This window comes from Acidovorax sp. LjRoot117 (genome assembly GCF_964252695.1).
Taxonomy (GTDB): domain Bacteria; phylum Pseudomonadota; class Gammaproteobacteria; order Burkholderiales; family Burkholderiaceae_C; genus Acidovorax.
The window spans coordinates 147,199-164,848 of sequence record NZ_CAXUPO020000010.1; the positions used below are offsets into that span (position 1 = coordinate 147,199).

The window sequence follows — 17,650 nt, forward strand, 5'->3', positions numbered from 1 at the left end:
TCCTCAACCGCGCAGCATGCCGGATGCGAACGCGCCAAGCGTAAAGCTTCCCATGCCCGGAGCGGCTGCCTCCTCTGGCGGGCGTACCAGCGCGTCGAACTTGTCCACCCACGCGGCCGTCATGTCGATGAACCATTGCAGCACAGCTAGCACCTCTTCGCCGGTGATGTTGTGCGCGGGCGTTTGGTAAGCCAGCACGACCGTGTCATCATCCTTCGCCAGCGCGAGTGTCGCACCACCGGTTTCCTGCCAGAACAAATTGGCACGCAACAGGTCCGCCAATGCGCGGCTGCGGTCCGCCGCGCCCTTCAGCGAACCCACGGGTGCGAACCAAACCACCTGGGCTTGCGCCTCCATCCACCCAAGGTTGACCACGATCTCGTCGTCGACCACCAATTGGCACGTTCCATCATCGGCGGGCTGCACGCCCGGGAGGTTGAGTGCCGTGCGCACAGCAGACAGCACGAATTCGAATTGAGGATGAATCAAGCTGGTACTCCTTGTAGTGGTGGCCTGTAAGTCACAAGCCGGCTACAAAGGTTCCATCTCGAACACTATATGCTCTGGTCGGTGACAGGGGATTTCCGGTCACATAAGGCGTATGTCAATGCTGTGGCTGCAGCCCGCATAGACCGCGCTTTGCGCGATGGCTGCTCCAGGTGCTGCTCGAGCAAGCTTTTCAGCCGTTCCATAAACACGCGCACCCTGCGCGGCAGGCCAAGGCGATGCGCCACGACAGCGGCAAAGGCAGGGGCGGTGCCTGCAGATTCGTCAACACTTCTACCAGTGTCCAGTGCGCGAGGTGCTGCTGAAGCCTAAGCTCCAACTGGGGCGCCTGTACCATACCCAAGTCAGCAAGACTGGTGGCCTAGTGTCGGTGTATGCACGAGCGCAAAGTGGTTCGTCACTGAGAACCGTCGGGTCGGTGCTATCGCAGGTCAAGGCGCAATTGGCGCGCGAGATAGGTATTTTCTTATGCCTGCTCTGCTGCAAACCGCGTAGCCGCGTCTCGCAGTGCCTGCACGAGCAGCGCCACCTCGGCATGCTGCGCGTCCCGCTGCCGCTGGAACAGCGTGATGGGCGGCAGCGTCCAGCCAAAGCGGTGCGGCACGATGGCCACGCCGGCGATGCGCACCAGCTCCTGGGCGATGTCGGCCGGCACGATGGACACGGCCCGTTCGCTGGCCGCCACCAGTTCGCCGATGACCTTGGACGACAGGCTTTCCACATACGGCTGCGGCGGCACCACGCCCGCGCGCAGGAAGAAGTCAGTGATCTGCTCGCGCATGGGCGTCTGCCGCGCGCCCAGCACCCAGTCCAGGTCGGCCAGCTCGGCCCAGGCCAGGGGCTTGCGGGCCAGGCGCGCCGACAGGCGGCGGTGCGCGATGAGGCGCGGCTCTTGGTGGTAGAGCACCTCGTGCACCAGCCCGTGCATGTCGAGCACGGCGGAGGTGCGGCCGACCACGCAGTCGAGCTCATGACCGCGCAGGCGCTGCAGCAGGTGGTCGCTGGTGCCTTCGTGGATGCTCACCGTGGCGCGCAGGCCGCGGGGCCGCGTCTGGCCGATGGCCGCAGCCAGCAGGCGCCCCGGCACGAACGGGATCACGCCCACCTGCAGGTGCGCCGCGCGGCCAGCGCTGGCGGACTCCATGTCGCGCGCCCAGTGGCCCAGGTCCTGCAGCAGGGTGCGCGCACGGGCCAGCGCCACGGTGCCCAGCGCCGTGGGCACCATGCCGCGCGTGGACCGCTCGAACAGCGGCGCGCCGAAGATCGCCTCCAGCTCGGCCAGCGCATGGGTGATGGCCGGCTGGCTCGTGGCCATGTGGTGCGCCACGCGGGTGAGCGTGCCATGCGCCTCGATCTGCTGCAGCAGCACCAGGTGGCGCATCTTCAGGCGCGAGGCCAGGCGGGCCTGGACGGCGTCGGGATCAAGCGGCAGATGCGCAGGCATGGCTGGTTTCGGGCTATTAGTAAATCAATATGGCTTGATATTAATTGCTGATGCTTTGCTTATGAGAACTCTCCACAATGCACGGCAACAACGGAGGGGAAGGTGATGGACTCATCAGTGCTGTGGGTGGTAGCCCTCGGGGCGGTGGCCGCGGGATTTGTGCAGGGCCTGTCGGGCTTTGGCTTTGGCATGGTGGCCATGTCGTTCTGGGCCTGGACGCTGGAGCCGCGCCTGGGCGCGGTGCTGACGGTGTGCGGCGCACTCACCGGCCAGCTGGTGGCGGCGTTCTCGGTGCGCCGGGGCTTTGACAAGGCGCGGCTGCTGCCGTTCGTGTTGGGCGGCCTGGCGGGCATTCCGCTGGGCGTGGCCGTGCTGCCACGTCTGGACATGGACGCCTTCAAGCTCGTGCTGGGCACGCTGCTGGTGCTGTGGTGCCCGGCCATGCTGATGGCCAAACAGTTGCCCCGCATCACCCGCGGCGGGCGTGTGGCGGACGCGGTGGTGGGCCTGGCCGGCGGGGTGATGGGCGGCCTGGGCGGCTTCACCGGCGTGCTGCCCACGCTGTGGTGCACCCTGCGCGGCATGGACAAGGACGTGCAGCGCGCCATCATCCAGAACTTCAACCTAGCGATGCTGCTGGTGACCTTCGGCACCTACGCGGCCACGGGCCTGATCACCCGCGAGGCCCTGCCCCTGCTGGCCATCGTGGTCCCCGCCATGCTGGTGCCCACGCTGCTGGGCGCCCGGTTGTACCACGGCATCAGCGACGCGCGGTTCCGGCAGATCGTGCTGGGCATGCTGACGCTGTCGGGGGTGGCGATGCTGGTGGCGAGTGTGCCGAAGGTGCTGGCGCGGTGGGTGTAGTGGCACACCGTCAGAACCCTGACGGCCTGGCAGCGCGGCCGCGCGTTCGGGCCTAACATGCTCCCCGGCACACGCCCCGCTGCACGCAGGCGTGGCCGCCGCACCAGGCTGCATCGACGTCAACGCCAACGCCAACGTCAAAGCAACCGCAGCCGCGGCTTCATCCACCGAGGAGACTTCATGACAACAACACACAACAAAACCCTGGCCCGCGCTGCAGGCGCCGCCGTCGCACTGGCATTGGTTGCCGCGCCGGCGCTGGCCGACGTGTTCACCAAGGAAGAGCTGATCAAGGCCAACAAGGAGGCCGCGGGCGGCGGCAAGGGCACGCTGGTCGGCGAATACGCCTTCACGCGCGATAAGGCGCTCAAGGACCACGCGATCAAGGAGATCAGCTGGCTCACGCTGCAGCCGGGCGACTCCATCGGCTTTCACAAGCACACGACCAACGAAGACACCTACATCATCATTTCCGGCCGCGGAACCTTTCGCGACAAGGACGGCAAGGACGTGGCCGTGAAACCGGGCGACGTGACGATCGTGCGCAAGGGCGAGTCCCATGGCCTTGCGAACACCGGCACCGAGCCGCTGGTGTTTGTGGATGTGATTGCCGAGCAGTGAAGCCCGGGCCGGCTGTGCCGTGACGGCATGGCTGGGTGACGGCTCCAAGAGCGTTCTGCACCGTGATGGCAGAACGCTCTTTCTTTTATAGCTGCTGGCGCTTGTCCAGTGCGCGGTAGCGGCACTTTTTCTTGGGATTGCGTGCCACCCTGGGCGCATCCATATGGCTGGCTAGCCGCTCGCCGAATTTTCCCAATCCTTTGGACCGGTCCGCATGATCACGAAAGCCCCGAGGACCGTGCCGATCGGTACCGCAAAAAGCAGCAGGATTCCCAGGGTCCGGGACAAGCTGCGACCCCACAGCAGCCCATTGCGAACGCCCCTCAATGCCAGGGCGTGGAGTACCAGCGGTGTGCCGAACACGGCTGCAAAAATGAGCACGCCGGTAGCGCTGGCCTTGTCGCCTGTGAGGTGGATCGCGCTCAACAGTGCCGCCAACAATCCGTAGAAGATGGCCAATCCGAGATGAATTCGGGCGAGTGATTTGTTCATCGTGCGTGCGCTGTTGTCTTCGTTCAGTCGCCCATCACCACGCCCTCGCGCCGCGGGTCGGCGCCACCCATCCACAGCTTCTTGCCATGGGCGTTGCCCAGGGTGATAGCCTGCAGGCCGCTGGTCATGTTCATCTCGCGCACTTCGGCGCCGCGGGCGCGCAGGGCTTCCACAGTAGCGGGCGGGAAGCGCTTTTCCTCCAGCAGCGTGGGCCCGTTCATGGAGCCGAAGTTGGGCAGGTTGATGGCCTGCTGCGGCATCAGGCCCCAGTTGAGCACGCCGTACAGCGTCTTGGCGGTGTAGTGGATGATGGCCGCGCCGCCGGGGCTGCCGCCGCTCATCAAGAGCTCGCCCGTGGCCTTGTCGAACACCAGCGTGGGGGCCATGGACGAGCGCGGGCGCTTGCCGGGCTGCACGCGGTTGGCAATGGGCTGGCCCTGCGCGTCGGCGGGCGCGAAGCTGAAGTCGGTGAGTTCGTTGTTGAGCAGGAAGCCCCCGCTGCGTGCGGCGCTGGTGGTCACCATCTGCCGCGCGCCGAACTGGTCTTCGATGGTGGTGGTCATGGCCACTGCGTTGCCGAAAGCGTCGACGATGCTGATGTGGCTGGTGCCGTACTCGGGCTGGTCGGGCATGGGCGCGTAGCTGGTCTTCACCGCGCCGGGGTTGCCGGGCTGCGCGACCTTCATGCTCTGCGCGCCGATGAGCTTGGCGCGGTCGGCCAGGTAGGCGGGGGCGAGCAGGCTGCTCCAGCTGCCCGCGGGGGGCTGCACGAAGTCGGGGTCGGCCACGTACTGCGCGCGGTCGGCGAACGCCAGGCGCGCAGCCTCGGTGTACAGGTGCAGCCAGTCGGCCGAGGGGATGCCGTCCTGAAGCGGCTTGGCGGCGGCGTCGGTGTTCTTGAGGATGCCCAGGATCTGCCCGATGGCGATGGCGCCCGAGCTGGGCGGCGGGAAGCCGCAGACGCGGAAGTCCTTGGTGGCGACCTGGTAGTCGTGGCACAGCGCCTCGCGCTTTTTGGGCTGGTAGCCGGCCAGGTCGGCCAAGCTGAGCTTGCCGGGGTTGGTGGGGTGCTTTTGCACCTTGTCGACGATGGCCTGGGCGATCTCGCCCTCGTGCAGGGCCTTGCTGCCTTCGGCGGCGATGCGGCGCAGCACCGCAGCCAGTTCGGGGTTGCGCAGGTTCACGCCCACGTCGCGGGCATCGCCGTCGGCCTTGTAGAAGTAGGCGGCGGCCACCGGGTCCTTTTTGAGGTGCGGGTCCGCCGCCACCAGGGTGTTGAGCCGCGCGCTGATCTTGAAGCCGCCCTCGGCCAGGGTGATGGCGGGCTGGAACAGCGTGGCCCAGGGCAGTTTGCCGTGCTGCTTGTGCGCCAGCTCCAGCATGCGCACGGTGCCGGGCACGCCGACCGAGCGGCCGCCCACCACGCCGTCGTAGAACGGCACGGGTTTGCCGTCGGCGCCGAGGAAGAGTTTTTCGTCCGCAGCGGCGGGGGCGGTCTCGCGCCCGTCGTAGGCCTCCACCGCCTTGCCGTTGCTGTGCAGCAAGAAGGCGCCGCCGCCGATGCCGCTGGACTGCGGCTCGACCAGGGTCAGCACCATCTGCACCGCAATGGCCGCGTCCACGGCCGAGCCCCCGGCCTTGAGGATCTGGTAGCCCGCATCGGTGGCCAGCGGGTTGGCGGCGGCCACGGCGAACTTCTCGGTGGCCCAGCCCGGTTTTTCGGTGTAGCCCGACGAGCCCTCCGGCTGGGCCGGCACGGTGTAGGCGAACTGCGAGGGGCTGATGGTGCCAGCGCAGCCCGCCAACAGTGCGGCGAGCGCGGTGCCGGTGATCAGGCCAGGGCGCAAACGCCGGGACGATGCCGGGGCCGGCGGGACGATGGGGGACATGGGCTTCTCCTTCGTGGCAAGCAAGAAGCGGCCATCGTACGGTGCGCAGCCCGCGCAAGGGCTCGGCGTTACATTGCGCTACAGGCGCTGGGTTTGAAGCTTTTTATGGCCCTGCCGCTGTCTGGACAAGCGCGACCAGCTATCAAAAGAGGAGCGTTCACGCCGCCACGGGCCCGGCGCGGCCGTCTTGCACGACGAACTTGGCCAGGGTGCTGACGCCGCTGTCCGCGCGCATCGGGTCGTCCACGGTGCGCAGGGTGGTGGTCCAGCGCTCGGGCGTGATGTCGGCAATGCCGTAGCCGCGCAGGTCGCAGCGGGCCAGCAGCACGTGGGGGTTGTGCCGTGCCACGGCGTCCACCTTGTCCTGCGTGGTGCCCGAGCGTGAGCTGATGGAGGTGCCGCAGAACTCGCTGGCGATGACGGGCGAATCCGGGCGGTCCGCGTCGGCGTGTACGCGGCATACATAGTTCTGGTGGATGTCGCCGCCCAGCAGCACGGTGTTGCGGGGGGCGTGGCGGGCCACCGATTGCAGCAGGCGCGCGCGGCCGGCGGGGTAGCCGTCCCAGTTGTCGGTGGTCACCGTGCCGGATGGGTAGTGGCGGGGCGAGAACAGCGTCTGCTGGGCCAGCACGCTCCAGCGGGTGGCGTCCGGCGCGCCCGCGTCGCTGGCCAGACCTGTGTCGAGCCACTGCTCCTGCGCCGCGCCAAGGTAGGTGCGGGCCGGGTCGGCCAGCTCGCCGCAGGCGCCGCCGCGCACGGCCCCCGCGCTGGCGGAATCGGGCGTGCGGCAGGCTTGCCAGGTGCGGTACTGGCGGCCGTCCAGCAGGTGGATGTGGGCCAGGCGGCCCCAGCGCAGCCGGCGGTAGACCTGCAGCGCGTCCCACCGGGTGTCGGGGAAGGGCCGGGCCAGGCTCGTGGCGCGCAGGGGCATGTTCTCGTAGAACGCCTGCCACGCGGCGCCGCGCATCGCCAGGAAGTGCGGGGTGTCGCCCCGGCCAGCGCCCGCGGCGTAGTCGTTTTGTACCTCGTGGTCGTCCCAGGTCACGGCCCAGGGGCAGGTGGCATGGGCGGCCTGCAGGGCCGGGTCGCTCTTGTGCAGTGCGTACCGGTCGCGGTAGTCGGCCAGCGTGGTCGCCACCTTGAGGGTGTGGGTGCGCGCCAGGTCCGATGCATTCTTGGGCGTGGCGTATTCGTAGATGTAGTCGCCCAGGAACAGCACCAAATCGGGCTGGTCCGCGGCCAGATGGCGCCACGCGGCGTAGTGACCGTGCTCCCACCGCTGGCACGACGCAAAGGCCACCCGCAGCGCATCCGGCAGGTCGCCCGCCGCAGGCGCGGTGCGCGTGCGGCCCACGGCGCTGACCGCATCGCCCAGCATGAAGCGGTAGTGGTACCAGCGACCCGGCGCCAGGCCGCGCAGCTCCACATGCACGCTGTGGCCCAGTTGCGGCAAGGCGGGCGCCTCGCCCTTTTGCACGATCTTCGCAAAGCGCGCATCGTGCGCCACCTCCCACCGCACGGTGTGGGCCGCCTGCACCTGCGCCGCATCGGTCAGCACCAGGCGCGTCCACAGCACCACCCCGTCCGGCGCCGGATCGCCACTGGCCACGCCCAGCGCAAACGGGTGGGTGGACAGCGACGGCGCGTTGCTCCACGCCCAGCGGGGCAGGGCAGTCGCTGCGGCCGCGTAGGCGGCGAGTTGTAGAAATGCGCGGCGGTCCATGGTCGGTGACGTTTCAGGTGATGGGCAACAGCAGCCCGAGCAGGCGCTGCTTTGAGCAGCATCCTAATCAAGCGGACGTCGATACCGGCGCGCCCCCAGGCCAGTGCCACCGTGGAACTGGCTCTGCCAGGCCACGGGTGGCGTCCCCCTGGGGGGAAGGCGCCGCAGGCGACTCAGGGGGGCTTACAAGCTCTGCGTCCCCCTGGGGGGAAGGCGCCTCAGGCGACTCAGGGGGGGCTTCCAAGCTCTGCGTCCCCTGGGGGGAAGGCGCCGCAGGCGACTCAGGGAGGAGTGACTACGCCGGCATCACCCGGTTCTTGCCCGACCGCTTGGCCAGGTACATACCTTGGTCTGCGCGGCGGATGGCGTCGGCGCTGCTTTCGCTGTCCGCCAACTGGGCCACGCCGGCGCTGAAGGTGATGAGCACCTTCTCGGCGCCCTGCAAAAAGAAACGGGTGGTCAGCTCCCGCTGCAGCCGGGTCATGGCTGCCACGCCGCTTTCGACCGTGGTGTCGGGCAGCACCAGCACGAATTCTTCACCGCCGTAGCGCGCCAGCAGGTCCTGCGGTCGCATGACCTCGCGCGTGACCTGTGCCAGGTGAACCAGGGCCGCGTCGCCGCCGGAATGGCCCAGGCGGTCGTTGATGGTCTTGAAATTGTCCACGTCGAGCAGCGCCAGGCACAGCGGCGAGCCCAGGCGGCGCGATCGGGCGATTTCGCGCTCCATCGCCTCGTCCAGGCCCTTGCGGTTGAGCGATCCGGTCAGCGGGTCGTGCCGTGCCTGGGCGCTGGCGCGGTCGAGCTCTTCCTGCAGCTTGGCCACCTCGGCGCGCTTGGCTTCGGTGCGCTCGCGCAGGTCCTGCAGTTCGTCGTGGGTCACGCGGCTGTCCAGGGCCATGGAGCGGGTCGCGCTCATCACCTCCTGGAGCACCGGGGCGATCTCCTCGATGGTGTTGGCCTTGCCGATCAGGTCGGCGCAGCGCTCCATGGTGCCCTGGTAGGTGGTGCTGGAGGCGGTGATTCGCGCCAGGCGCTCGATGAAGGTGGTGAGCATCTCCTTCATCTGCTCCTGCGCCTCGACCGTGCGGGCCTTGGCCTCGGCCTGCTTGAAGATCACGTCCTTCAGGCGGCGCTGCACGTCGTCCAGCCGGCGCAGGGTCAGCGGCGGGGTGGATGCTGCCATCAGCGCCTGGGCCTGGCCCTGCAGCCAGCGGTCTTCGGCGCTGAGCACGGCAATGTTCTCGAACACCATGTGCAGCAGGTTCAGCAGTCCGCTGCGGATGGCGCCTTGCTCTTCGGTGGCGAACGACAGCCGGTAGGTGAAGTTGCCCAGCATGAGCTGGGCGGTGGAGATGGGGGGCGCGGGCTCGCGCAGGAAGGTGACGAGCTGCTGCGCCATCTCGATCACGCGGGCGTCGTCGTCGCCCAGCGCGGGCAGCACGTTGTCCACCAGGCGCGCCAGGAGCTGCGCAAACTCGTCGGGCAGGATGGCGGCGGGCGGGGCGGCGTCCGCGGCCGTCTCGATGGGCGTGGCCGTGGCCGACATGGGGTTCAGCCCCAGGTTGGCGTAGCCGACCATGGTGCTTTGCAACGACGACCAGTCCTTCTGGATGATCGCCCGCTCGAATTGGCCCAAAAGGCGCTTTTGCGCTGGGGTCTGCCCCGGCAGCACCCGCAGGATCTGGCTCAGCGGCCCTTCGGGAAAGGGCTGCGGGCTGCGGGTTTCGGCGATCTCGTCATACAGCGCCAGGTAGTTGTCGGGCGTGGGCTGCAACCGGCGGATGGCCAGCTGCTTGAGTGTCTCGCGCGCGATTTCGGAGGGTGGACGGTCGGCCATGTGCTGACACCAGGGTCTGAGGGGGCGAAGTGCCCAAGTGTGACACAGCAGCCGCTGTTTGGGTGCCGCCCCCGGGGGGCGAAAACGCCGGTGACCCGGGGTGGCGGGCGCGGGTTGATGCGCCCTGCCGCTGTCAGTTGACCATGACCAGTTTGCCCATCACGCCGCGCGACCCCATGTGCGCGTAGGCGGCTGGCAGCTCGGCCATGGGCATGGTGCGGTCGATCACCGGCTTGATCTTGCCCTGGGCGTACCACTGCGCCAGCTCGCCCATCATGGCGGCGTTGGCCTTGGGTTCGCGCTTGGCGAAGTCGCCCCAGAACACGCCCACGATGGACGCGCCCTTGAGCAGCGCCAGGTTGAAGGGCAGGGCCGGGATGGGGCCGGACGCAAACCCCACCACCAGGTAGCGGCCGCGCCAGGCGATGGAGCGGAACGCGGGCTCGGCAAAGTCGCCGCCCACCGGGTCGTAGATCACGTCGGGGCCCTTGCCGTCGGTCAGTGCCTTGATGGACTCGCGCAGGTTGTCCTTGCTGTAGTTGATGGTGGCGTCCGCCCCGATGGAGGTGCACAGCGCGCATTTCTCGTCGCTGGAGGCCGCTGCGATCACGCGCGCGCCCATGGCCTTGGCGATCTGGATGGCCGAGGTGCCTACGCCGCCGGCAGCGCCCAGCACCAGCACCGTCTCGCCCGCCTTGAGCGCGGCGCGGTCCACCAGCGCGTGGTAGGACGTGGCGTAGATCATGATGAACGCGGCCGCGTCCACGTGCGAGAAGCCTTCGGGCAGCGGCATACACAGCGCAGCATGCGCGATGGTGTGCGTGCCGAAGCCGCCCGTGCCGGACAGGCAGGCCACGTTCTGGCCGACCTTCAGGTGCGTCACGCCGTCACCCACTGCCGCTACCACGCCGGCATATTCGGAGCCGGGCACGAAGGGCAGCGGCGGCTTCATCTGGTACTTGTTCTGCACGATGAGCAGGTCGGGAAAGTTCAGGCTGGCGGCCTTGATCTCGATGAGCACCTCGCCGGCTTGGGGCGTGGGCGTGGGTAGTTCGGTCCAGGCCAGGGCGTCGACGCCGACGGGGTTGGTGCAAAGCCAAGCGTGCATGGGATGGGTCTCCGGTCAATTTTGTTGAACGGATGATAGGTGGGGGGCCCGGGCGCGCGTTGTCCCACGAGCGACCGCCTTGGCTGGCGCGCGAGGGTGGGGCGGGCGGGGCACTGCGACCTACAATCGGTTGCAACCCCTGCTGCAACCCATGAAAATTCTGATCTCCAACGACGACGGCTACCAGGCTCCGGGCATCGTGGCATTGCACGATGCACTCAAGACCCTTGACGGGGTCGAGGTGGAGGTGGTTGCGCCCGAGCACAACAACAGCGCCAAGTCGAATGCGCTGACGCTGCACTCGCCGCTGACCGTCACCAAGGCCTACAACGGCTTTCGGTATGTGAACGGCACGCCGGCCGACTGTGTGCACATCGCGCTCACCGGGCTGCTGGGCTACCGGCCCGACCTGGTGGTCTCCGGCATCAACAACGGTGCCAACATGGGCGACGACACCATCTACTCGGGCACCGTGGGTGCGGCGATGGAGGGCTACCTGTTCGGCGTTCCGGCGATCGCGTTCTCACAGGTCGACAAGGGCTGGGGCGAGATCGAGGCTGCAGCCGCCAAGGCCCGCGAGATCGTGGAGCAAATGCGCGCCCAGCAGCTCGTCAATGAAACACCGTGGTTGTTGAACGTGAACATTCCCAACCTGCCCCTGGATGTGCTCAAGCCCATCAAGCTGTGCCGGCTGGGCCGCCGCCATGCGGCCGAGCGTGTCATCGTGCAGGAAAACCCGCGGGGTGAGGCGATGTACTGGATCGGCAGCGCGGGCGCAGCCAAGGACGATGCCGAAGGCACCGACTTCCACGCCACCGTGCAAGGCCATGTGTCGATCACGCCGCTGAAGGTGGACCTGACCGACCACGACAACCTGGGTTATTGGGCGCAGACGGCGTCGCGACTGGCGTCAGGGGCAGCCCACGCCCCGAAGGCGTGACGATGCAGCAGCGCCGCCCCGGATTCCCGGCCCGTCTGCCGGGTGCGGCGGCACCGACGCCAGCGCGCCCGGCCCCTGCGGCGCCGCTGGGGGGGCGGCCGCCGGCACCTTCGCCGTCGGGGGTGGGGCTTGATTCCGCGGCCGTGCGCGCGCGCATGGTGCAAAAGCTGGCGGCGGGCGGCATCACGTCGTCCGCCGTGCTGCAGGCCATGGGGGCGGTGCAGCGCCACCAGTTCGTGGACAGCGCGCTCGTCAACCAGGCGTATGAAGACACCAGCCTGCCCATTGGGCTCGGCCAGACCATTTCAAAACCCAATGTGGTGGCCCGCATGTGCGAGCTGCTGCTGGGCGCGGACATTGCACGCTCCGGCGGCCTGGGCCGGGTGCTGGAGATCGGCACTGGCTGTGGCTACCAGGCGGCGGTGCTCAGCCATCTGGCGCGCGAGGTCTACACGCTGGAGCGGCTGCGCGGGCTGCACGACAAGGCCCGCAGCAATCTGCGGCCGTTTCGGCTGGCGAATGTCCATCTGCTGTTTGGCGACGGCATGCTGGGCTATGCCAAGGGGGCGCCTTACGCGGCCATCATCGCGGCCGCAGGCGGCGACGCCGTGCCGCAGGCGTGGTGCGACCAGCTGGCCGTCGGCGGACGGCTGGTGGCCCCCATGGCCGTGGCGGGCGGGCGGCAGATGTTGCTCGTGATCGACAAAACCCCGCACGGATTGAAACAAAACGTGCTGGAGCCCGTACATTTTGTCCCCCTAAAATCGGGGGTTGCCTAGAAGGGCTCGTGCGTTGGCACGCGTCCTCCCTGGGGCATGAGGTCAGCGGTTGCCACGGCGCGAGCGTTGATCTCATGGTCCAGCGCATGGGAACAGCCGGGAAAAGGTCCGGCTTCTGCATCGCAGCCCGCTTGCGGTCTTCATCTCTTGGCGCATCGCGCGCCTTGTTGCCGGGCCTTTTACCGGTTTTCGTGAGCACGTGAGTGCACAACACGGTCCAAAGGGAAATGCTTATGTTCGTATCGCGTGGTCTTGTGGTTGGGTTTACCGTGGCGCTGGCGGGGCTTGCGCTCACCGGTTGCGGCACCCGGCTGAACAGGGCTCCTGTGGAAGACCGGGGCACGGCGTCCCAGTCTCCCGCGCCTTCTGCCGGCGCACAGTCCGGCGTGGTGGTGGGCACCCCCATCAAGCCCCTGCCGGGCGCCGAAAACGCAGGCAAGCCGGGCTACTACACCGTCAAGCCTGGGGATACCCTCATTCGCATCGGCCTGGAATCCGGCCAGAGCTGGAAAGACATCGCCCGCTGGAACAACCTGGAAAACGCCAACCTGATCGAAGTCGGCCAGGTGCTGCGCGTGGTGGCTCCCGGGGCTGCATCGCAAGCGGTGGCGTCCGATACCGGGGTGGTCACCCGCCCGGTGGCGTCGTCCTCGGTGACGCCGGCCACGCCGGCCAGCGGCCCTGTGCCGCCCGCCAGCGCAGCCAAGCCCGGTGCGCCTGCAGCCTCGGGCCCGGTGGTGGCGGCTGCACCGGTGCCTGCCGCGCCCAGCGCTCCCGCCGCTGCAGGGGGAGACGACGAACTGGCCTTCATCTGGCCCGCCCCTGGCTCGCTGATCGCGGGCTTCGACGAGGCGCGCAACAAGGGCTACGACATCGCTGGCAAAGCGGGCGACCCCGTGCTGGCCGCGGCCGATGGCCGCGTGGTGTACGCCGGTGCCGGCCTGCGCGGCTACGGCAACCTGGTGATCCTCAAGCACAACAACACCTTCCTGACGGCCTACGCCCACAACCAGACGCTGCTGGTCAAGGAAGACCAGGCGGTGCGCAAGGGCCAGAAGATCGCCGAGATGGGCAGCACCGACGCCGACCGCGTGAAGCTGCACTTCGAGATCCGCCGCCAGGGCAAGCCTGTCGACCCGTCCCGCTACCTGCCAGCGCGCTGAAGCCGTGGCCACCCCGCCGCTCAGCGGTATGAGCCCCGCTGCGCGGACGGTGCAGGCCGGCGACAGTGACCTGCTGCCTGAAGACTCCGACGAATCCGAAGATTCCGGCGGCCTGGCCGAAGGCGCTGCCGGCGAACTGCGCACCATGACCGTCGCTGTCGCGCAGCACGGCGCGCGGCTCGACCGGGCGCTGGTCGAGCTGGTGCCCGAGTTTTCGCGCAGCTACCTACAGCAACTGCTGTCGCAAGGCATGGTCCGCCTGCAAGGCGCGCCGGCACTGAAGGCATCGGCCAAGGTGAAGGCCGGCGATCAAATCGTGCTGGAGATGCGGCCGACCCTGCAGAGCCAGGCGTTCAGGCCCGAGCCGATGGACATCGACGTGGTCTACGAAGATGCCCACCTGCTGGTCGTGAACAAGCCTGCCGGCCTGGTGGTGCACCCGGCGCCCGGCAATTGGAGCGGCACACTGCTCAACGGCCTGCTGGCCCGCGACGAAAAGGCGCTCATGGTGCCGCGCGCCGGCATCGTTCATCGTCTGGACAAGGACACGAGCGGCCTGATGGTGGTGGCCCGGGATCGTGCCACCATGGACGCCCTGGTCGCGCTGATTGCCGAGCGCCAGGTCAAGCGCCAGTACGTCGCCTTGGCGCACGGCGCCTGGAGCGGGCCCACGACCCGCGCTGTCAACGCGCCCATCGGCCGGGACCCGCGCAACCGCCTGCGGATGGCGGTGGTGGACCTGGCGGTGCATGCCGGCAAGGCGGCGCGCACCGACATCCGCTGGCTGGAGGGCTCGGAGCAGGGCTGCTGGGTGCAGTGCACCTTGCACACCGGCCGCACGCACCAGATCCGCGTGCACATGGCATCGCTGAAACACCCGCTGGTGGGGGATGTGCTGTACGGTGGCGCGCCCGTGGAGGCGATGCAGCGGCAGGCGCTGCATGCCTACCGCTTGGCCTTCGCCCACCCCGTGACGGGCCAGGCCCTGGAGTTCATGGCCCCGGTGCCCGAGGATATGCGCCAGGCCCTTGCTGCATGGGGCCTGGGCTACAATGCGCCCTGACGGCCCCACAGGCCCCCAGCCCGAAGACGGAATCCCGCCGGGCCCTTGCGTCGCGCCGGCGCCTTGCACAGTGCGCCATTGCTATTGATTGCCCCCTGCTGTTGATGTGACACCCGTCGCGACGCGTGCCACTTTTCCAGGAATCGCCAAACCATGAACACGGTGGATGCCAAACGGGTCCTCGAAACTGCGCTGATCTGCGCGCAGCAGCCTGTGCCTTTGCGCGAGCTGCGCGTGCTGTTCAACGACGCACTGGGGTCCGACACCTTGAAGCTGCTGCTGCAGGATCTGCAGCTGGACTGGGCGCAGCGTGGCGTGGAGCTGGTGCAGGTGGCCACAGGCTGGCGCTTTCAGAGCCGCCCGGAAATGCGGGAGTACCTGGACCGGTTGCACCCCGAAAAGCCCCCGCGCTACACCCGGGCCACCATGGAGACCCTGGCGATCATTGCGTACCGCCAGCCGGTCACCCGCGGCGATATCGAGGACATCCGGGGCGTGACGGTCAACAGCCTGATCATCAAGCAATTGGAGGACCGGGGTTGGGTCGAGGTCATCGGCCACCGGGAGACGGTGGGCCGACCGTCGCTGTTTGCGACCACGCGGCAGTTTCTGGACGACATGGGCCTGCAGTCGCTGGACCAGTTGCCAGTGCTCGACGACCCGTCTGGCAATGCCAACGTGCTGGAGGCCATGGCGGCAGCGGCGCAAGGTGTGATCGAGCCTGAGCCTGAACCCGAAGCCGCGCAGGCACCGGAACCGGGGCTGGGGGTGGAGGTTGCCGAAGCCGAAGCCGAAGCCGTGGCCGTGGCACCGGAGCGTGAAGAGGAGCAGGCGGAACCGCAGATTTCGGCAGAGCCAGAGCCAGAGCCAGAGCCAGAGCCAGAGCCAGAGCCAGAGCCAGAGCCAGAGCCAGAGCCAGAGCCAGAGCTGCGCAGGGACGATTTTTTTGACAATGTGGAGACAGGTCTCCACGATGACGACGCCGATACCCCCGGTGGTATCCAGGGAAAAACTTGATGAACGATTCGACCCCCGACAACCCGGCCACCGAGCCGGACGCAGAGCCCGCTGTATCGGCCAAGAAGCCGGCTGCCAAGCGTGCGCCCCGCAAGAAGCCCGCCCCGGCCGTGGTGGCGGCGGACGCGCCGGTGGATGCGGTGAGCGTGGACTCGTCGTCCGCCGAGGCTCCACAGCCGTCGGAGCAGCTTGCACAGCTGGACGTGGCTTCCGCGCCCGCCGGCGACGAGGCTCCCCAGGGTGAAAATCCGAGTGCAGTGGATGCGCCGGATGCCGCGGATGCCGCTGAGGCAACCGACGTGCCTGCGCGTGGCGACCGGCGTCCTCCGCAGGGTCAGTCCCGCGGCCAGCGCCCGCCGCGCCCTGAGGGCGAAGGCCGTGGCCAGAAGCGCAACCAGCCTGCGCTGGCGGTGGATGGTTATGAGTTTGCGGATGTGGTGTCGGGCCGCTTCGACGACGAAGAAACCTCTGCAGAGGCCGTGCCCGCCAAGCGCGTGCTGCTGCCTCAGGTGGAAACCCCCAAGCTGCACAAGGTCTTGGCGCAGGCGGGCCTGGGCTCCCGGCTGGAGATGGAGCAGCTCATCCTGGAGGGGCGCATCTCCGTCAACAACGAGCCGGCCCACATCGGCCAGCGCATCCAGTACGGCGACCAGGTCAAGGTCAACGGCAAGCCGATCCGCTACCGCATCGACCCGCCGCCAGCCCGTGTGATCGCTTATCACAAGCCCGTGGGCGAGGTGGTGACGCACGACGATCCGCAAAACAGGCCCACCGTGTTCCGCAAGCTGCCGCGCCTGATGCAGGGCAAGTGGCAGTCCGTGGGTCGCCTGGATCTGAACACCGAAGGGCTGCTGCTGTTCACCAGTTCAGGCGAGCTGGCCAACAAGCTGATGCATCCGCGCTTTGGCCTGGAACGTGAGTACGCAGTGCGTGTGCTGGGCGCGCTCAGCAACGAAGAGAAGCAAAAGCTGCTGGACGGCGTGCGCCTGGACGACGGCATGGCCGCTTTCGGTTCCATCGAAGATGGCGGCGGAGAAGGCTCCAACTGCTGGTACCGCGTCACGATCTCCGAAGGGCGCAACCGCGAAGTGCGCCGCATGCTGGAGGCCGTGGGTCACGCGGTGAGCCGCCTGATCCGTATCCGCTACGGCGCCATGGTCTTGCCGCGCGGCCTCAAGCGGGGCGCATGGCTGGAGCTGGACGACAGCGACATCCGGGCCCTGGTCCGGGCCGCAAGTGCCGGTGCGCCCGAAGGGGCTCCAGCGCGCGCCGAGGGCCCGGCCGGTGCCCATGGCGATGCGGGTTCCCGCAATGGTGACAAGCGCCAGCGGGGCGGCCGCAATGCCTCGCGCGGCAATGGTCCGCGCCGCGACGGTTTCCCCAGCCCGACCGGAGCGTTTGGCGGGCAGGCGCCCGCACGCGGACAAAAACCGCGCCGCGACGGCGGTGGCCAGGGGCAGGGCGGCCGTGGCAATGGCTCGGGGGGCAGCGCGCAACCCGACCCGATGAAGACCTCGGTGGGCTACATCGGCACGGACAGTCTTGCGCGCCATCGCCAGGACAAGCGCCGCCCCGGTGGCGGTGGCAGCGGCGGTGGTGGCCCTCGGCGCGGTGGGCGTTGACGCGCCGACCCGTCGGCGCTGCCGGTTAGAATCGAGGGCTTTGTCCGCTGGACAAACGAATCACAGCTAAATCATTCATTCAGGAAATCAACATGGCAATCGAACGCACTCTCTCCATCATCAAGCCCGACGCAGTGGCCAAGAACGTCATCGGTCAGATCTACGCCCGCTTTGAAGCTGCTGGCCTGAAGGTTGTGGCCGCCCGCATGGTGCACCTGTCGCGCCTGGAAGCCGAGCAGTTCTATGGCGTGCACAAGGAGCGTCCTTTCTTCAAGGACCTCGTGGACTTCATGATCTCCGGCCCCGTGATGATCCAGGCCCTGGAAGGCGAGAACGCCATCCTGAAGAACCGCGAACTGATGGGCGCCACCGACCCCAAGAAGGCAGAAGCCGGCACCATCCGCGCTGACTTCGCCGACAGCATCGACGCCAATGCAGTGCATGGCTCCGACGCTGCCGAAACGGCTGCCGCAGAAGTCGCTTTCTTCTTCCCCGGCCTGAACGTCTACTCGCGTTGATATGGTGATCCCCATGCCTGTTCCCGCCATGGTGGGATGCCTGCGTCATGGGGAGCACTGCGC

16 protein-coding genes are annotated in these 17,650 nt (G+C 68.1%); 9 read left to right on the forward strand and 7 right to left on the reverse strand.

Annotated features, from left to right (window positions below; all coding sequences use genetic code 11):
* Positions 1 to 3 precede the first annotated feature (3 nt).
* A complete protein-coding gene (locus ACSQ3D_RS21770) occupies positions 4 to 489 on the reverse strand; it encodes a type III secretion system chaperone (RefSeq protein WP_436128289.1) in 486 nt (161 codons plus the stop codon).
* A 484-nt stretch (positions 490 to 973) separates the two neighbouring features.
* A complete protein-coding gene (locus tag ACSQ3D_RS21775; protein ID WP_436128290.1) occupies positions 974 to 1,951 on the reverse strand; it encodes a LysR substrate-binding domain-containing protein in 978 nt (325 codons plus the stop codon).
* A 105-nt stretch (positions 1,952 to 2,056) separates the two neighbouring features.
* Between ACSQ3D_RS21775 and ACSQ3D_RS21780 the strand changes: the two genes are divergently transcribed.
* Together ACSQ3D_RS21780 and ACSQ3D_RS21785 are read left to right on the forward strand one after the other, a co-directional pair.
* Positions 2,057 to 2,815, forward strand: a complete 759-nt coding sequence (locus ACSQ3D_RS21780) for a sulfite exporter TauE/SafE family protein (RefSeq protein WP_436128291.1) — start codon at positions 2,057 to 2,059, stop codon at positions 2,813 to 2,815.
* Positions 2,816 to 2,995: 180 nt separating this feature from the next.
* Positions 2,996 to 3,436, forward strand: a complete 441-nt coding sequence (locus ACSQ3D_RS21785; protein ID WP_436128292.1) for a cupin domain-containing protein — start codon at positions 2,996 to 2,998, stop codon at positions 3,434 to 3,436.
* Positions 3,437 to 3,607: 171 nt separating this feature from the next.
* Here ACSQ3D_RS21785 and ACSQ3D_RS21790 read toward each other — a convergent pair whose 3' ends face one another.
* The 5 genes from ACSQ3D_RS21790 to ACSQ3D_RS21810 all read right to left on the reverse strand — a co-directional run bounded on the left by ACSQ3D_RS21790 (position 3,608) and on the right by ACSQ3D_RS21810 (position 10,485).
* A complete protein-coding gene (locus ACSQ3D_RS21790) occupies positions 3,608 to 3,928 on the reverse strand; it encodes a hypothetical protein (protein ID WP_436128293.1) in 321 nt (106 codons plus the stop codon).
* A gap of 23 nt (positions 3,929 to 3,951) precedes the next feature.
* Positions 3,952 to 5,817: a gamma-glutamyltransferase family protein gene (locus ACSQ3D_RS21795; RefSeq protein WP_156370968.1), complete on the reverse strand. Its 1,866-nt coding sequence runs from the start codon at positions 5,815 to 5,817 to the stop codon at positions 3,952 to 3,954.
* A 157-nt stretch (positions 5,818 to 5,974) separates the two neighbouring features.
* On the reverse strand, positions 5,975 to 7,540 hold the full coding sequence (locus tag ACSQ3D_RS21800) for an alkaline phosphatase D family protein (protein ID WP_436128294.1): 1,566 nt from the start codon (positions 7,538 to 7,540) through the stop codon (positions 5,975 to 5,977).
* A gap of 295 nt (positions 7,541 to 7,835) precedes the next feature.
* Positions 7,836 to 9,377, reverse strand: coding sequence for a GGDEF domain-containing protein (locus ACSQ3D_RS21805; protein WP_436128295.1), 1,542 nt, complete (start codon positions 9,375 to 9,377; stop codon positions 7,836 to 7,838).
* A gap of 133 nt (positions 9,378 to 9,510) precedes the next feature.
* A complete protein-coding gene (locus tag ACSQ3D_RS21810; RefSeq protein WP_436128296.1) occupies positions 9,511 to 10,485 on the reverse strand; it encodes an NADPH:quinone oxidoreductase family protein in 975 nt (324 codons plus the stop codon).
* 151 nt (positions 10,486 to 10,636) lie between these two features.
* On the opposite strand from ACSQ3D_RS21810, the gene surE reads away from it, so the two are divergent.
* The 7 genes from surE (at position 10,637) to ndk (ending at position 17,587) form a co-directional block, all read left to right on the forward strand.
* The gene (surE, locus tag ACSQ3D_RS21815; protein ID WP_056411712.1) at positions 10,637 to 11,425 is read left to right on the forward strand and encodes a 5'/3'-nucleotidase SurE; all 789 of its coding nucleotides are present in this window, start codon (positions 10,637 to 10,639) and stop codon (positions 11,423 to 11,425) included.
* A gap of 2 nt (positions 11,426 to 11,427) precedes the next feature.
* Entirely contained in the window at positions 11,428 to 12,204 is a 777-nt protein-coding gene (locus ACSQ3D_RS21820; protein WP_436128297.1) for a protein-L-isoaspartate(D-aspartate) O-methyltransferase, read from the forward strand.
* 233 nt (positions 12,205 to 12,437) lie between these two features.
* Positions 12,438 to 13,367 (forward strand): peptidoglycan DD-metalloendopeptidase family protein, encoded by a 930-nt coding sequence (locus ACSQ3D_RS21825; RefSeq protein WP_436128298.1) that lies wholly within the window; start codon positions 12,438 to 12,440, stop codon positions 13,365 to 13,367.
* A 28-nt stretch (positions 13,368 to 13,395) separates the two neighbouring features.
* The gene (locus ACSQ3D_RS21830) at positions 13,396 to 14,430 is read left to right on the forward strand and encodes an RluA family pseudouridine synthase (RefSeq protein ID WP_436128299.1); all 1,035 of its coding nucleotides are present in this window, start codon (positions 13,396 to 13,398) and stop codon (positions 14,428 to 14,430) included.
* A gap of 153 nt (positions 14,431 to 14,583) precedes the next feature.
* The gene (gene scpB, locus ACSQ3D_RS21835; RefSeq protein WP_436128300.1) at positions 14,584 to 15,447 is read left to right on the forward strand and encodes an SMC-Scp complex subunit ScpB; all 864 of its coding nucleotides are present in this window, start codon (positions 14,584 to 14,586) and stop codon (positions 15,445 to 15,447) included.
* The gene (locus tag ACSQ3D_RS21840) at positions 15,447 to 17,069 is read left to right on the forward strand and encodes a pseudouridine synthase (protein ID WP_436128301.1); all 1,623 of its coding nucleotides are present in this window, start codon (positions 15,447 to 15,449) and stop codon (positions 17,067 to 17,069) included. The genes scpB and ACSQ3D_RS21840 overlap by 1 nt, the downstream gene beginning before the upstream one ends.
* A 92-nt stretch (positions 17,070 to 17,161) precedes the next feature.
* Positions 17,162 to 17,587, forward strand: a complete 426-nt coding sequence (gene ndk, locus ACSQ3D_RS21845) for a nucleoside-diphosphate kinase (protein ID WP_056173919.1) — start codon at positions 17,162 to 17,164, stop codon at positions 17,585 to 17,587.
* The last annotated feature ends 63 nt before the right edge of the window (positions 17,588 to 17,650 follow it).

Coding starts and splice junctions, on each gene's coding strand:
- ACSQ3D_RS21775 (WP_436128290.1), bottom strand. CDS start 1,951: ATGCCTGCGCATCTGCCGCTTGATCCCGACGCCGTCCAGGCCCGCCTG.
- ACSQ3D_RS21780 (WP_436128291.1), top strand. CDS start 2,057: ATGGACTCATCAGTGCTGTGGGTGGTAGCCCTCGGGGCGGTGGCCGCG.
- ACSQ3D_RS21785 (WP_436128292.1), top strand. CDS start 2,996: ATGACAACAACACACAACAAAACCCTGGCCCGCGCTGCAGGCGCCGCC.
- ACSQ3D_RS21790 (WP_436128293.1), bottom strand. CDS start 3,928: ATGAACAAATCACTCGCCCGAATTCATCTCGGATTGGCCATCTTCTAC.
- ACSQ3D_RS21795 (WP_156370968.1), bottom strand. CDS start 5,817: ATGTCCCCCATCGTCCCGCCGGCCCCGGCATCGTCCCGGCGTTTGCGC.
- ACSQ3D_RS21800 (WP_436128294.1), bottom strand. CDS start 7,540: ATGGACCGCCGCGCATTTCTACAACTCGCCGCCTACGCGGCCGCAGCG.
- ACSQ3D_RS21805 (WP_436128295.1), bottom strand. CDS start 9,377: ATGGCCGACCGTCCACCCTCCGAAATCGCGCGCGAGACACTCAAGCAG.
- ACSQ3D_RS21810 (WP_436128296.1), bottom strand. CDS start 10,485: ATGCACGCTTGGCTTTGCACCAACCCCGTCGGCGTCGACGCCCTGGCC.
- surE (WP_056411712.1), top strand. CDS start 10,637: ATGAAAATTCTGATCTCCAACGACGACGGCTACCAGGCTCCGGGCATC.
- ACSQ3D_RS21820 (WP_436128297.1), top strand. CDS start 11,428: ATGCAGCAGCGCCGCCCCGGATTCCCGGCCCGTCTGCCGGGTGCGGCG.
- ACSQ3D_RS21825 (WP_436128298.1), top strand. CDS start 12,438: ATGTTCGTATCGCGTGGTCTTGTGGTTGGGTTTACCGTGGCGCTGGCG.
- ACSQ3D_RS21830 (WP_436128299.1), top strand. CDS start 13,396: ATGAGCCCCGCTGCGCGGACGGTGCAGGCCGGCGACAGTGACCTGCTG.
- scpB (WP_436128300.1), top strand. CDS start 14,584: ATGAACACGGTGGATGCCAAACGGGTCCTCGAAACTGCGCTGATCTGC.
- ACSQ3D_RS21840 (WP_436128301.1), top strand. CDS start 15,447: ATGAACGATTCGACCCCCGACAACCCGGCCACCGAGCCGGACGCAGAG.
- ndk (WP_056173919.1), top strand. CDS start 17,162: ATGGCAATCGAACGCACTCTCTCCATCATCAAGCCCGACGCAGTGGCC.